The organism is Flavobacterium beibuense (assembly GCF_004151245.1).
GTDB lineage: Bacteria > Bacteroidota > Bacteroidia > Flavobacteriales > Flavobacteriaceae > Flavobacterium > Flavobacterium beibuense_A.
Genome location: NZ_JUIW01000002.1, coordinates 395,624 through 410,329, shown reverse-complemented (window position 1 = coordinate 410,329; position 14,706 = coordinate 395,624). Strand labels below are relative to the sequence as shown.

At 36.0% G+C, this 14,706-nt stretch carries 16 protein-coding genes and 1 pseudogene; 10 read left to right on the top strand and 7 right to left on the bottom strand.

From position 1 onward, the window contains the following. Positions 1-4: 4 nt before the first annotated feature. Complete coding sequence (locus tag NU09_RS03970; protein ID WP_129749959.1) at positions 5-2,323, bottom strand: reprolysin-like metallopeptidase; 2,319 nt, start codon at positions 2,321-2,323, stop codon at positions 5-7. A 195-nt stretch (positions 2,324-2,518) separates the two neighbouring features. Between NU09_RS03970 and tilS the strand changes: the two genes are divergently transcribed. After that, the gene (tilS, locus tag NU09_RS17275) at positions 2,519-2,626 is read left to right on the top strand and encodes a tRNA lysidine(34) synthetase TilS (RefSeq protein ID WP_410501051.1); all 108 of its coding nucleotides are present in this window, start codon (positions 2,519-2,521) and stop codon (positions 2,624-2,626) included. Positions 2,627-2,630: 4 nt separating this feature from the next. Here tilS and NU09_RS03965 read toward each other — a convergent pair. The 6 genes and pseudogenes from NU09_RS03965 to NU09_RS03940 form a co-directional block, all read right to left on the bottom strand. Then, positions 2,631-3,257 (bottom strand): annotated as a pseudogene (locus NU09_RS03965) (TerC family protein); the annotation flags it as partial. Positions 3,258-3,265: 8 nt separating this feature from the next. Continuing rightward, a complete protein-coding gene (locus tag NU09_RS03960) occupies positions 3,266-3,637 on the bottom strand; it encodes a DNA topoisomerase IV (protein ID WP_165357655.1) in 372 nt (123 codons plus the stop codon). Between the two features lies 1 nt (position 3,638). After that, positions 3,639-3,866: a DUF6095 family protein gene (locus NU09_RS03955; RefSeq protein WP_129749956.1), complete on the bottom strand. Its 228-nt coding sequence runs from the start codon at positions 3,864-3,866 to the stop codon at positions 3,639-3,641. Next, entirely contained in the window at positions 3,853-4,668 is an 816-nt protein-coding gene (murQ, locus tag NU09_RS03950; RefSeq protein ID WP_129749955.1) for an N-acetylmuramic acid 6-phosphate etherase, read from the bottom strand. Before murQ ends, NU09_RS03955 begins: the two co-directional genes overlap by 14 nt. A gap of 24 nt (positions 4,669-4,692) precedes the next feature. Then, the gene (locus NU09_RS03945; protein ID WP_129749982.1) at positions 4,693-5,403 is read right to left on the bottom strand and encodes a ZIP family metal transporter; all 711 of its coding nucleotides are present in this window, start codon (positions 5,401-5,403) and stop codon (positions 4,693-4,695) included. Positions 5,404-5,410: 7 nt separating this feature from the next. Further along, positions 5,411-6,142, bottom strand: a complete 732-nt coding sequence (locus tag NU09_RS03940) for a class I SAM-dependent methyltransferase (RefSeq protein WP_129749981.1) — start codon at positions 6,140-6,142, stop codon at positions 5,411-5,413. A gap of 58 nt (positions 6,143-6,200) precedes the next feature. Here NU09_RS03940 and NU09_RS03935 point away from each other — a divergent pair, with 58 nt between their 5' ends. The 9 genes from NU09_RS03935 to NU09_RS03895 all read left to right on the top strand — a co-directional run bounded on the left by NU09_RS03935 (position 6,201) and on the right by NU09_RS03895 (position 14,637). Continuing rightward, on the top strand, positions 6,201-7,370 hold the full coding sequence (locus NU09_RS03935; RefSeq protein WP_129749954.1) for a class I SAM-dependent RNA methyltransferase: 1,170 nt from the start codon (positions 6,201-6,203) through the stop codon (positions 7,368-7,370). A 17-nt stretch (positions 7,371-7,387) separates the two neighbouring features. After that, positions 7,388-7,621: a hypothetical protein gene (locus NU09_RS03930; protein ID WP_129749953.1), complete on the top strand. Its 234-nt coding sequence runs from the start codon at positions 7,388-7,390 to the stop codon at positions 7,619-7,621. 584 nt (positions 7,622-8,205) lie between these two features. Further along, complete coding sequence (locus tag NU09_RS03925) at positions 8,206-9,450, top strand: HD domain-containing protein (RefSeq protein ID WP_129749952.1); 1,245 nt, start codon at positions 8,206-8,208, stop codon at positions 9,448-9,450. A gap of 23 nt (positions 9,451-9,473) precedes the next feature. Then, entirely contained in the window at positions 9,474-10,496 is a 1,023-nt protein-coding gene (gene lpxD, locus NU09_RS03920) for a UDP-3-O-(3-hydroxymyristoyl)glucosamine N-acyltransferase (protein ID WP_129749951.1), read from the top strand. A gap of 10 nt (positions 10,497-10,506) precedes the next feature. Continuing rightward, positions 10,507-11,895, top strand: coding sequence for a bifunctional UDP-3-O-[3-hydroxymyristoyl] N-acetylglucosamine deacetylase/3-hydroxyacyl-ACP dehydratase (locus tag NU09_RS03915; RefSeq protein WP_129749950.1), 1,389 nt, complete (start codon positions 10,507-10,509; stop codon positions 11,893-11,895). A 10-nt stretch (positions 11,896-11,905) separates the two neighbouring features. Beyond that, positions 11,906-12,691 (top strand): acyl-ACP--UDP-N-acetylglucosamine O-acyltransferase, encoded by a 786-nt coding sequence (gene lpxA, locus NU09_RS03910; protein WP_129749949.1) that lies wholly within the window; start codon positions 11,906-11,908, stop codon positions 12,689-12,691. A 22-nt stretch (positions 12,692-12,713) separates the two neighbouring features. Then, positions 12,714-13,280 carry an elongation factor P gene (efp, locus tag NU09_RS03905; protein WP_129749948.1) on the top strand — a complete coding sequence of 189 codons (567 nt, stop codon included), beginning with the start codon at positions 12,714-12,716 and terminating at the stop codon, positions 13,278-13,280. A 63-nt stretch (positions 13,281-13,343) separates the two neighbouring features. Continuing rightward, positions 13,344-14,273 carry a UDP-3-O-(3-hydroxymyristoyl)glucosamine N-acyltransferase gene (locus NU09_RS03900; RefSeq protein ID WP_129749947.1) on the top strand — a complete coding sequence of 310 codons (930 nt, stop codon included), beginning with the start codon at positions 13,344-13,346 and terminating at the stop codon, positions 14,271-14,273. Position 14,274: 1 nt separating this feature from the next. Then, positions 14,275-14,637 carry a nuclear transport factor 2 family protein gene (locus NU09_RS03895; protein WP_129749946.1) on the top strand — a complete coding sequence of 121 codons (363 nt, stop codon included), beginning with the start codon at positions 14,275-14,277 and terminating at the stop codon, positions 14,635-14,637. Positions 14,638-14,706 lie beyond the last annotated feature (69 nt).

The window sequence follows — 14,706 nt, the reverse complement described above, 5'->3', positions numbered from 1 at the left end:
TTTTTTATCTTTCAATAAATATCTTTCGTATTGTTTTTTGTGAAGTTTCTAAATCTGTAATTTCAAGTATATAGGTTCCCTGAGATAAACTTCTTACATCAAACTTATCGTGATTAAATTGTTGTGTTACTGTACGCCCTGCCACATCATATAGTTTAGCATCAAAATTAACAGGAGAAGTAAACTCAATAATAAAATAGTCTTTACTTGGGTTAGGGTAGATATTTACCAAAGAATCCAAAGGTGCTTTCTCTAAAGATAAAGTGGATTGAATTTTAAAATCAACAGTATTAATATCAAAATAGATACTATTATTTGCGGCCACTCTTATCCTTGCATTCTCAATATTAATATCAGGTAATACTACTGTTGCACTACCATTATTAGGAGTACTACTTAAAAGGGTAACAGGGTAGGTATAACCTCCGTCATCAGAAAGGGTAATTGACACATCTTGAGTGTTAACGGGGGCTACATCTGTACCGTTTACATCCCATGTTATTATCTGGGTTGATCCTCCGGCATAAACTATACCATCAGTATTTTGACTTGTCACCTGAAAAGGTCCTGCATCTGCAACTATAATTCTTATATCATCAGAATTGATACCGCTGGCATTAATCATTTGCCCATTATATTCCATTTTATGGTTGTCGTTAACTGTAACCCTTATATCCATATTGCGTGGATGTGTAGGTAACTGTTCCTGAGCATTACTGTTATTATTAGCTATTACATCACTCATTTTTGGAAATGTTCTTGAAGGAATCGGACCGGGAGTTAAGCGCATGAATAAAGCCCCTTTTGTATCGTCCGGCACTGGTATAAATTGTTGTGGGGCAGGATTAAAGTTATCCCATACATAAGTTAAATTATCATCGGGATCCGGATCTATAGATATTGCAGTTATTGTAAAAGGAGTGCTTACAGGGATTACAACATCAGGGCCAACATTTATTGTTGGTATGGTGTTACCAGTTGGTACCTGTGATCCTACAGATGGAATGGTTAATAAAAACTGAGCGAGCTGATGATATGATACTCCGTGGGCATAACCGTAATCATTTCCCCCCTGAATTGTCCAGTTGCCGTTTTCGGGCTCATAATTATTAGTTTCATTGTTTATAGTATGTGCCTGACTAAACTGGTGACCAATTTCATGCCTGCATACAGAAATATTTAAATCTCCTGATATCGCACGTTTAAAGTCAGCAGCACATCCGCCTCCCAGATATGGGAAAGTTGCAATAACATGGCTTAAATCATAATTTTCGGCACCTATAATTTCATCAATTATACTTCCCTGATTGTTAAGTATTACTTCAACATCAGTACATGCAACAGCACCATCCAGTAATGTTTCCCAAGGATCAGTTTCTGAGTTTTCAAAAATCAAAAGATCATTATTAGGTATAAGTTCAAACCTCATACAATACTCTCTACCATAAATTTCATTAATAGTCTCAAGCCATTCATCAATTAACTGGCTAGTGTTGTTTACTCCTCCTTTATTTTCGGTAAACTCCCCAATTGTAGAAACTGCCATTCTGAAAATCCTTAAATTATCACCGCGAGGAATATTAGTATTGAAGTAAGGTGAGGTGCAGTATGGATTTAATGTTTCGGGATAAAAAATTTGAAATTCATATGATGCTATTTCACATTCCGTTATTTCAAAGCCGAATAAGTTAGCAACCTGATTCATTGAATATTGTTCAATTTCTCCAAGGTAAAGATCTGGATTTCCTGCTAATAGTAGAGAGCCTCCATTAGCTATAAAACTCTCTAGTACTTCTAATTCAGCAGTTGAATAAAGTTCGAGTTCATTCCAGTCGTTACCTAAAATTAATATATCAGTGTTTAATAGGGCAGAGGTTGTTATATGACCTGTAAATGAGTTAAATGTATAATTATTATCAAATAATGAGTTTTGAAGTATTGTTGTGTTATTATTATCAACAAATTCTTCTTTAAGAGTAACTCTCCCTGTACCCGAATTAAGCCAGTCTATTACATTAATTAAAAACTGCAGGTTATCTCCCAGAACAATATTGTTATCTAAAAATAAATATTCATCGCCAATAGCTATAACCTTTCCGTTTTCGTATTGAGCAACTACTGAAAAATGAGTAGCAACTTCCTGACATGAATCAAAATTAATGAGCGGTGTTACAGTTGTTTCATCATCTATTAAAAATGAACCTGATATGTATATGTAATTAACAGATTCAACATTAGTAAATATCTCATCAAATTCCTGAGAAAATCCTTTTTGACAGCAGACTATACATAGTATAACTGTAATTATTTTATTTTTCAGCATAGTTGTAGTTTGTTTGACTATTAGTTAATTGTTTGTTAAAAATATAAAAACGTTTTTAACCAATAGTGAAATATTTTGCTGTAAATCAAATAATTATGATTTTAATAAAAAAAAGCCGTCATAGTGACAGCTTTTATAATTAAGAGGGTAAATAATTTTATTATTCTTTTTTCTTCCTCATTTTCATATTAAGGAATTCTACACAAACTGAAAAAGCTATGGCAAAATATAAATATCCCTTTGGAATTGCGCCCACATACTCTCCTGCTAACTGTGCGTGAGAAAGGTGCATGCTTTCTGTAATAAGCATAAACCCGATTAGGATAAGAAAAGCAAGACCCAGTATTTGTATTGATGGGTTTGCGTTAACAAAGTTTCCTACCGGAACAGCAAACAACATCATAACACCTACCGATATTACAACTGCTGTAATCATTATTATTAATGCGCCTTCAACTCCGTTAGTCATACCTACAGCAGTAAGAATTGAGTCTACAGAGAAGATAATATCAATCATTAGTATTTGCAGGATCACATTAGTGAATGATTTTTTTGCAGCACTGCCAAGACTTTTTTCCTCTTCGCCTTTATGGTCTACTTTTTCGTGAATTTCTTTTGTACTCTTGTATATAAGGAATAAACCTCCAACTAACAGCACTAAAGCCTGCCCGGTAACATCGGCACTAAACCATCCGAAGTCAAAGCTGAAAACCGGTTTTTTCATAGCTATAAGAAGCGTAACACCAAACAGTAGGGCAATACGCATAAACATAGCCAGGAATAAACCCATACGGGTAGCTTTTTTTCTGTCTTCTTCAGGTAGTTTTCCTGTTACAATAGATATGAAAATGATATTGTCTATACCCAATACTATTTCAAGAAATGTAAGGGTTAATAATGCAATCCAGGCATTAGGATTTAAAAATACTTCCATAAGGTTTGTTAGTTAAGTTTGGTTACGGTTCCTTTTTGTTTGTTGGTATCTCCCACAAAAGAATATTCAAAAGTATAAGAATCACCTTTTGTAGTTAGTATCTTCATATGCACGGCCTTTTTTTCCTGCATGTTTTTCGGGTTTATTTTTTGTACAATGTACTCACAGTCATTAATCCATCGGATAGAAGATGTATCACTTTTACCTTCGTAAGTGTCAATCTCTAATTCTTCAGTCCTTTCAAATAAGGTTGTATGTGTTTTACCGTCTATCTCCTGTTCAAATTTAAATTTACCGGTTTTAAAGTCGCTGCAGTTACGCTCTTGCTGGTAGCATGATATAAAAATAAAAGGTACTAACAGTAGTAATAGGAATCTCATTTTATTTTTCATTTTCAAAAAGACTTTTCATAATAGTTTTAAGACCTAAAAACATCAATATCATGGCACCTATACAGGTAATAATCCCTAATCCCAGTACAGGAATAAAGAATGGGTGTCCCTGGTTTTTAAACGAACTGTGTATTACTACAGGTCCTAAAAAAAACATGGGTAATGCCCAGCCTAAATAAGTTAGTCCTTTTACCAGTATTTTTTTATCTGTTGCCATAATGCTCTATCGCTTTTCTTACGTTTTTATGTTCCTGCAGCAGGCTTTCCGCTTCTTCTCTTTGTATATTAAGCTCATCCATAATCATACGTACACCCCTGTCTACAAGTTTATGGTTACTTAGCTGCATATCCACCATTTTATTGCCCTTTACACGGCCTAACTGAATCATCACGGCAGTAGATATCATGTTTAATACCAGCTTTTGTGCCGTACCTGCTTTCATGCGGGAGCTTCCTGTTACAAACTCAGGGCCTACTACAACTTCAATAGGGTATTGTGCTGTTTGTGATAACGGACTACCTTCATTGCAGGTAATACATCCGGTAAGGATGTTGTTTTTATTACACATTTCAAGTCCGCCAATAACATAAGGGGTAGTACCCGATGCAGCTATACCTACTACGGTATCTTTGTGGTTAATATTATATTCAGATAAATCTTTCCAGGCCTGTTCGCGGTCGTCTTCAGCAAATTCAACCGCTTTTCTTATGGCAGTATCACCTCCGGCAATAAGGCCTATAACCCAATCGAAAGGAACGCCAAAAGTAGGAGGACATTCCGACGCATCAACAATACCAAGCCTTCCGCTGGTACCTGCGCCAATGTAGAACAGGCGTCCGCCATCTTTCATTCGTGGAATTATCTGCTGTACCAAAGACTCTATTTGAGGTAATGCTTTTTCTACAGCCAGAGGTACGGTTTTATCTTCGTTATTGATGTTTTGAAGCAATTGAGTTACCGACATCTTTTCCAGATGTTCGTATTTTGAACTTTGCTCCGTAGTTTTTGTAAAAGACATGAATTACTGTGTTTTCAGGTAAATTTACATAAAATAAGCCATTATAACTCCCAGTATAATTACTAAAAGTTTTGCAAGGTTAAACTTGTGGCCTTCGTTACTTTCAAAAATAATGGTAGATGAAATATGGAAAAGTATACCTATTACAACTGCCGATATTTCGGTAAAGTAATGCTCTATAAAATGGAGTTGTTCCGAAAGGAGTGTGCCTAGTGGCGTCATTAAAGCAAATACTACCATAAACAGCATAACAATTGTTTTATTAAGTCCGCTGTTCATAAAGAAAGCCGTTAATATTATAGCGATAGGGAAGTGGTGAATGGCAATTCCCCAGGCCATATCATTATGATGGCTAACCGGCATACCTTCTAATAGTGCATGGATACAAAGGCTTATAAATAATAACCATGGCATTTTTTGATGTTCGTGGTCGTGACCGCCATGTACGTGCCCATGTTCTGCACCTTTAGAGAAATACTCAAGTATTATCTGAAAAACAATACCGGCCATAATGTATAATCCTATCGGACTATTGTGATGCTCATGGTCATGTCCGTGATGTGCATGCAGGCTATTTTCATATACCTCTGGTAGTAAGTGCATAACCGTAAGCGACAAAAGGAAAGAACCACTAAAAGCTAATAATAGCTTAAGATTTTTACGGTTACTTGGCTTTAATATCAAAGCCATGGCATAACCTAAAATTACCGATAGTAATGGCAATAAATAATATATCATAGGGCTATTTAAAGATCATAATTAAACGTTCAGAATCATTTTTGAAAAACTTATGCAGTTTGTAATCGCCAAAAATGTCAAGCAGGTAAATGCCGGCTTCTTCCATCATGGCTTCAAAATCTTCCAGAGTAAGGGCTTTTACTTTTTCACTGAAATGAAAATGTTGTCCTTTATCTTCAAAATCTATTTCCTTTATAATATGATTGTCTTCCACATATCGTTTAATGTGAAAATCTATACCGTCTACCGTTTTTGTTTCCTGTGGTACTAAATTAGCAATTACTTTATGAGCGTTCATAAAGTCTATAACTGCAAAACCATATTCGGTAAGGCTGTTATGTATTGCTTTTAGAGTAGTAAGGTTATCTTCATCGTTTTCAAAATAACCAAAACTGGTAAAAAGGTTGAATATGGCGTCAAACTTTTCTTCAAAAGGTTCACGCATGTCGTGTACCTTAAAGTGAAGATTCTCATTACTGTGTTTTGATGCTATGGCAATGCTGTTTTCGGATAAATCGGCACCCGTTACATCATAACCTAACTGATTAAGGTATATAGAATGACGTCCTTTTCCGCAGGCTAAGTCAAGTATTTTAGCGTTTTCCGGCAGGTTTAAATAGTGCGTAATATTATCCATAAAGAGCTGAGCCTCTTCATAGTCACGGTCTTTATAAAGTATGTGGTAATAGGGTGTATCGAACCAGGATGCAAACCAGTTATTTGTTTCTTTTTGCATATTCATTTAATGTACCCGCAAATTTAGTTTATTTTTGCCAAGAATTTGAGACGGGATTATGGAAAATAATTATATAATGATTGCCAAAACCTTTTTTGGTTTTGAAGAGATACTAGCAAAAGAACTACTTATGCTTGGAGCACAAAATGTTGAACCGGGTGTAAGAATGGTAAGCTTTAAGGGAGATAAAGGATTTATGTACAAGGCAAACCTTGCACTACGCACTGCTTTAAAGATTCTTAAGCCTATTAAACAGTTTAAGGTATATAACGACCAAAGCCTTTATAAAGGTATCCAGTCTATAGACTGGGATGATTATTTAGGTATGAACGACACTTTTGTTGTAGATGTTACCACTAATTCTGATTATTTCAACCATTCACAGTTCGTGGCACTTAAAACAAAAGATGCCATTGTAGATCAGTTTAGAGATAAATTTGGCAAAAGGCCTGATATCGATAAGGATTTTCCTGATCTAAGAATTAATATACATATCCAGAAAGATCAGTGTTCTGTGGCGTTAGATACTTCGGGAGCATCGCTGCACCACAGAGGTTACAGAACTGCAACTAATATTGCCCCTATAAATGAGGTGCTGGCGGCAGGTATGTTACTGTTGTCAGGCTGGGATGGTCAGGGAGATTTCCTTGATCCTATGTGTGGTAGTGGTACTATACTGGCAGAAGCAGCTATGATAGCCTGTAATATTCCGGCAAATATAAACCGTAAGGAATTTGCTTTTGAAAAATGGAACGATTGGGATAACGATCTTTTTGATACCATAATGGATTCCCTGATGAAAAAGACGAAAGAGTTTCATTATACCATTAAAGGATATGATAAGGCTCCGTCTGCAGTTATGAAAGCAAAAGATAATATAAGAAATGCAAACCTTGATGAATATGTAACCATTTCTCAGGAGAACTTTTTTGATACCCAAAAACAAAGCAAAGGCCCTTTACATATGGTGTTTAACCCGCCTTATGGCGAAAGGCTTGATATAGATTTAGAGCGTTTTTACAGGGAGATAGGAGACACTCTTAAACAGAGTTACCCTAACACAAATGCATGGTTTATAACGGCAAACCTTGAAGCGCTTAAATTTGTAGGCTTAAAACCTTCACGTAAAATAAAACTGTTTAACGGTAAGCTGGAAGCCAGACTGGTGAAGTATGAAATGTATGAGGGAAGCAAGCGTACCAAATTTCAAAATAGAGATAATCAGTAACCTAAAATAATACAATTATGAGCAAAAAGACCAAGTCATTTTTATACAACTTTATAGGTTTTGCTTTTTTTTACATAGTAGCTTATTTTCTAATAATCACTTTTACTCATTTAACGGGTTATTGGATACCTATTACAGCAGCTGTAATTTCAACAATATTATCACCAAAATTCCAGGTTGCCCGTTTTCAGGGAGAGGAAAAGATATTTATGAAATGGCTCTTTGTAAAAGGTATTAAGGAGGTTAAGTAAGCTGTTTTCTTGATTTCTTTCTCTTTTTAAGGATAAAAACAATACAAGAGACACAAATAGCAGCGAATAGAAAAAGAATTCCTGCTGCTAAGGTACCTAGCCATAAGATAACATTGTCGTAACCGTAAAACAGGGTCTGTGTGATTGTTTCTGAAACTAACAAAAAAATTACACACAGTACTATAAATGTAAGGAAGTGGTAAAGGATTATCTTTATCATTCTCAAGTGATATTAACGGCGTCTAATATAATCAAAAAAGGCCTGTAAATTTTGTTTACAGACCTTTTCCTTCAATAACCTAAGTAACAAAAAATAACGTTATTATTGTTTTCTTCAGGTGGTTGAAGACTTTTTGTTAATAACCTTTTTTCGGTTGAGTTGGAGTGTATTCGCATTTCTTTAATTAAACAGTATAAATTTAAAAATTTCGAACCTAAACTTTGGTATTTACAAGCGCATTAACCAATGTTTAACACACTTTATTAATTTGCGTTAATTCCGCTCATTTAAGTGTTAAAAAAACACGCAAACCTTCTTTTAGCCAAGGGCATAAATTGTATATTTGTTTAAAATTTCTCAATTAGTGAATAACATCAATAAACTTAAAATATTTAACGATCCTATCTACGGATTTGTATCCATTACCAACCCGCTTATTTACGACCTTATACAGCATCCTTACTTTCAGCGATTAAGACGTATTTCACAAATGGGAATGTCTTACCTTGTTTATCCGGGGGCACATCATACACGTTTCCATCATGCTTTAGGTTGTATGCACATTATGCAGAAAACCATTCAGGTGTTGCGTTTTAAAGGAGTTGAAATATCTGATAAAGAAGAGAATGCACTATATATAGCTATTTTGCTACACGATATAGGTCATGGTCCGTTTTCTCATGCTATGGAGCATAGTATAGTGGAAGATGTAAACCATGAATCCATTTCGCTACTGTTTATGGATAAACTTAACCGTGAGTTTAACGGTCAGCTTGATTTAGCAATAAAAATATTCAAAGGAGAATACCACAGAAAGTTTATGTTGCACCTTATTTCAAGTCAGCTTGATATGGACAGGATGGACTACCTTAAAAGAGACAGTTTTTATTCGGGTGTTGCCGAAGGAAATATAAATTCTGAAAGGCTGATACAAATGCTTGATGTGGAAGATGATAAACTTGTGATTGAGGAAAAAGGTATTTATTCTGTTGAGAAATTTCTTGTGGCCCGCAGGCTAATGTACTGGCAGGCCTATTTACATAAAACCAGCTTAGCGGCAGAATTAGTACTGACCAAGATATTAAAGAGAGCAAAAGAACTTACCCAGCAAGGTAGGGTATTACATGCCAGTAAACCATTACAGTTTTTTCTTCAGAATAAAATTACACTTGAAGATTTTAATGATGATGTGCTTTACACATTTTCTTTATTGGATGACTTTGATGTTATCTCGGCTATTAAAGAGTGGCAGTTTGATGACGACTTTGTATTAAGCCAGTTATGCAGGATGACTATTAACCGTGACCTGCCAAAAATAAGGCTTCAGGCAGAAAAGGTAAGCAAGGAAGAAGTTATAGCGTTAAGAGAGAAATTTAAAACAGAGTATAACCTTTCTGAAAAAGAAGCGGAGTACTTTGTGTTTAAAGGTAAAATTAAAAATCAGGCTTACAATAAAACAGGTGAGCCTATACATATACTTAAAAAAGACAGAAGTGTGGAAGACGTGGTTGAAGCATCAGATCAGCTGAATCTGAAGGCTTTATCTAAGCCCGTAACCAAGTACTACCTGTGCTTTCCAAAAGTGCTTTTGGAAAAAGCAGTGATTTAATTAAATTTTATATTTTTGTCGGGATGAAATTTACAGCGGAACAAATAGCGGGTATTTTAGAAGGGGACGTAGTGGGAAATCCCAATGCGGAGGTTCATACACTGGCTAAAATAGAGGAGGGTATAGATGGTTCCCTTACTTTTTTGGCTAACCCAAAGTACCTTCAATATATATATACGACTAAGGCTACTATTACTATTGTAAACAGGACTTTTGAACCTGAAGCCGAACTTGCTACAACCCTTATTAAGGTTGATGACGCCTATAAATCATTTTCTAAACTGCTTGAATATTACAATCAGGTTAAACTGATGAAATCAGGCATTGAACAACCTTCGTTTATTTCAGAAGGAGTAGAATATGGAGAAGGGCTTTACCTTGGTAGTTTTTGCTATATAGGTAAGAATGTAAAAATAGGTAACAACGTAAAAATTTATCCTAACAGTTTTGTTGGTGATAATGTTACCATAGGAGATGACAGCATTCTTTTTGCAGGAGTAAGGGTATATTCTGAAACTCAGATAGGAAATAACTGTACCATTCATTCAGGCTCTATTATAGGATCTGATGGTTTCGGATTTGCTCCTAACGAAGAAGGTGTGTACAGTAAGGTACCGCAAATAGGTAATGTAATTCTGGGAGACAATGTAGATGTAGGAGCCTGTACTACTATAGATAGGGCAACACTAGGTTCTACAGTTATAAAGAAAGGTGTAAAACTTGATAACCAAATACAAATTGCACACAATGTTGTAATAGGTGAAAATACGGTTATTGCATCTCAAACCGGTATTGCAGGATCTACCAAAATAGGTAAGAACTGTATTATAGGCGGACAGGTAGGTATTGTAGGCCATATTATTATAGGTAATAATGTGCGTATACAGGCACAGTCGGGAGTCTCAAAAAACATACCTGACGGAGAAGCCGTACAGGGAACACCAGCCCTTGGTTATGCCGACTTCAATAAGTCGTATGTACATTTTAGGAACCTTCCTAAAATAGTAGCCGAGGTAGAAGATATTAAACAACAAATAAAACAATAAATACAGATATATGGTTAAGCAAACCACAATCAACAGCGAAATTTCATTAAAAGGTGTTGGCTTACACACCGGTAAGGAAGTTACAATGACTTTTAAACCGGCTCCTGTAAACAATGGTTATACTTTTGTAAGGGTAGATCTTGAAGGTCAGCCTATAGTAGAGGCCGATGCCAATTATGTGGTAAATACACAAAGAGGAACAAACCTTGAGAAAAAAGGAGTTAAGATTCAAACTTCAGAGCATGTTCTTGCAGCATTTGTGGGTTGTGATGTTGATAATGTAATAATAGAGCTTGATGCTTCTGAGCCGCCAATTATGGATGGTTCTTCTAAATTCTTCGTTGAAGCTATTGAAAAGGTAGGCGTAGTAGAACAGGATGCAGAGCGTAAAGTATATGTAGTAAAAGAAGTTATATCTTATACAGATGAAACTACAGGCAGCGAGATTATCGTTATGCCTTCAGATGATTATCAGGTAACTACCATGGTTGATTTTGGTACTAAAGTATTAGGTACTCAAAATGCTACCCTAAAAAATATTAAAGATTTTAAAACTGAAATTGCTGATGCAAGAACTTTCAGTTTCCTTCATGAACTCGAAACATTATTAAACAACGGCCTTATTAAAGGTGGTGATTTAAATAATGCTATTGTTTATGTAGATAAGGAGATTTCTCCTGAAACTATGGAGAGCCTTAAGGTGGCTTTTGGTAAAGAATCTATTGCCGTTAAGCCAAACGGTATTTTAGATAACCTTACCCTTCATTACCCTAACGAAGCTGCCCGTCACAAACTTCTTGACGTGATAGGAGACTTAGCTTTAATAGGTACAAGAATTAAAGGAAAAGTTATTGCTAACAAACCAGGACATTTTGTAAACACTCAGTTTGCTAAAAAACTGTCTAAAATGGTTAAGATAGAGCAGCGCAACCAGGTTCCGGCATATGATTTAAATCAGGAGCCGCTTATGGATGTAAACAAAATTATGAGCATGCTGCCTCACCGTCCGCCATTCCTGTTAGTTGATAAGATAATAGAGATGAGCGACAATCATGTGGTTGGCCTTAAAAATGTAACAATGAACGAAAGTTTCTTTGTTGGTCACTTTCCTGGGGCGCCGGTAATGCCGGGAGTTCTTATTGTTGAGGCAATGGCTCAAACAGGAGGTATACTTATTTTAAGTTCTGTACCGGATCCTGAAAACTATCTGACATATTTCATGAAAATTGACAATGTAAGATTTAAGCAAAAAGTATTACCTGGTGATACGCTTATATTTAAATGCGACCTTATATCTCCAATAAGAAGAGGTATCTGCCATATGCAGGCAAATGCTTATGCTAACGGTAAACTGGCAGCAGAAGCAGAACTTATGGCGCAAATTGTCAAAAACAGCTAAAACAGACTTTATGAATCAACCATTAGCATATGTACATCCGGGAGCAAAAATCGCTAAAAATGTAGTGATTGAGCCTTTTACAACTATCCATAATAATGTGGAGATAGGTGAAGGTACCTGGATAGGCTCTAACGTAACTATTATGGAAGGGGCCAGAATAGGTAAAAACTGTAATATATTTCCCGGAGCAGTAATTTCTGCCGTTCCGCAGGATTTAAAATTTGGAGGCGAAGACTCACTTGCTATTATAGGAGATAACTCAACTGTTCGTGAGTGTGTAACCATTAACAGGGGTACTATTGCATCAGGCCAGACAAAAATTGGTAAAAATTGCCTTATTATGGCAACGGCACATATTGCACACGACTGCCATATTGGAGATAATGCCATCATTGTAAACGGAGTTGCGCTTGCAGGTCACGTTACAGTTGGCGACTTTGCAATTATCGGCGGACTTGCAGCAATACACCAGTTTATAAGTATTGGTGACCATGCAATGATTTCAGGTGGTTCGCTTGTGCGTAAAGATGTTCCTCCTTTTACAAAAGCAGCAAAAGAGCCGCTTTCTTATGTAGGTATCAACTCTATCGGTTTAAGAAGAAGAGGATTTACTCCGGAGAAGATAAGAGAGATACAGGATATATACAGGATATTGTATCAAAAGAACTATAACACTACTCAGGCACTTAGCCTTATCGAAGCAGAAATGGAAGCTACACCTGAGCGTGATGAGATTATTCTTTTCATCAGAAACTCTTCAAGGGGTATCATGAAAGGATATACAGGAATTTATTAATATACATACAAACTAAATACAAATGGCAAGTACTTCAGATATTAGAAACGGATTATGCATTAAGTATAACAACGATATCTATAAGATTATTGAGTTCCTTCACGTAAAACCGGGTAAAGGCCCAGCTTTCGTAAGAACAAAACTTAAAAGTTTAACTACAGGTAAAGTATTAGATAATACTTTCTCTGCAGGTCACAAAATTGAGGATGTAAGGGTAGAAACTCACAAGTTCCAGTACCTGTATCCAGAAGGAGATCAGTTCCACTTTATGCATGCTGAAACGTATGAGCAAATATCTCTTAACAGAGAAATTCTTGATGCACCGGACTTACTGAAAGAAGGTGAAATGGTAATGGTTATCATTAATACAGAGACTGATGCTCCACTTTCAGTAGATATGCCTGCTTCAGTTGTTCTTGAAGTAACTTATGCTGAGCCTGGAGTTAAAGGTAACACTGCAACAAATGCTACAAAACCGGCAACAGTTGAAACCGGGGCATCTGTAAACGTTCCTTTATTCATCAACGAAGGTGACAAAATTAAAATTGATACAGCAACAGGCTCTTATATAGAGCGTGTTAAAGAATAATTTATTCGACACGAGCCAATTTGAGAGCAATTTCAAATTGGCTTTTTTATCTTAACTAATTTTATGAAGTTCCCTAAAATATATCCTATTAAAGAAATTGCAGCAATTATTGGCTGTGAGTTTGTGGGCGATGAAAACTTTCCTGTTCACGGCATGAATGAGATTCATGTTGTAGAGCCGGGAGATATAGTTTTTGTAGACCATCCTAAATATTATGATAAGGCTTTACAGTCGGCAGCGACTATCGTACTTATCAACAAAGAGGTTGAATGTCCTGAGGACAAAGCGCTTTTGGTTTCGGATGACCCGTTTAGGGATTTTAATAAACTTACTAAGCATTTTATGCCGTTTAAGGCTGCTAATGCTACAGTATCTGAAACTGTCCAAATAGGAGAGGGGACCATAATTCAGCCTAATGCTTTTGTTGGGCATAATGTAAAAATCGGTAAAAACTGTTTAATACATCCTAATGTTATTATTTATGATAATACTGTAATAGGTGATAATGTAATTATACATGCCGGTACTGTTTTAGGTGCAGATGCTTTTTATTATAAAAAACGTCCCGAAGGTTTCGATCAGCTACTTTCAGGAGGCCGTGTAGTTATAAAGGATAATGTAGGGCTTGGTGCACTTTGTACTATAGACAAAGGTGTTACCGGAGACACTACCATTGGCGAAGGCACGAAAATTGATAATCAGGTACATATTGGCCATGATACTGTTATTGGTAAAAAATGCCTTATTGCAGCCCAAACCGGTATTGCGGGATGTGTGGTAATTGAGGATGAAGTTACCATTTGGGGTCAGGTAGGTACAACCAGCGGAATAACCATAGGAAGTAAAGCAGTATTATTTGCACAGTCTGGAATTAGTAAATCGCTGGAAGGCGGTAAGGTTTACTTTGGTACTCCGGCAGAAGAGTCGAGAGAAAAGCTTAAACAGATGGCTTACGTTAAACGTATACCTGAGATAATAGAAAAACTTAAATAAGATGGAGGCAAAAGAACTGGTTAAAGAGTATTATAATTCCGGTGCATACAGAAATGTGGAGGCCATGAAACGTTTTATTCATAATGACCTTGTGCTGCAATGGCACAGTTCTAAAGGCTACCTTGAACTTGATAAAAACGATTTACTGGCACTGGCACAGGAACTCGGTAAGTCATATGTTTCTTCCCGCGTTGCTATTTCACATATTATTGAAGAAGAAGGAAATGTGTGTGTAAGATATACACATTATGTCCATGCTTTTGAAAATCCTGATGAGGAAATGGTACTGGCTAACTTTATGATTATTTGGGAAGTAAAAGACAATCAATTTTATAAAGGCTACTTAATGAGTCAGTTAGGTTAATTTAAATTAACCCCGAGTTTATAAAGGTTATTTTGTTAGGTAAAGTTTAGGTATTTGTAACTTAAAAAG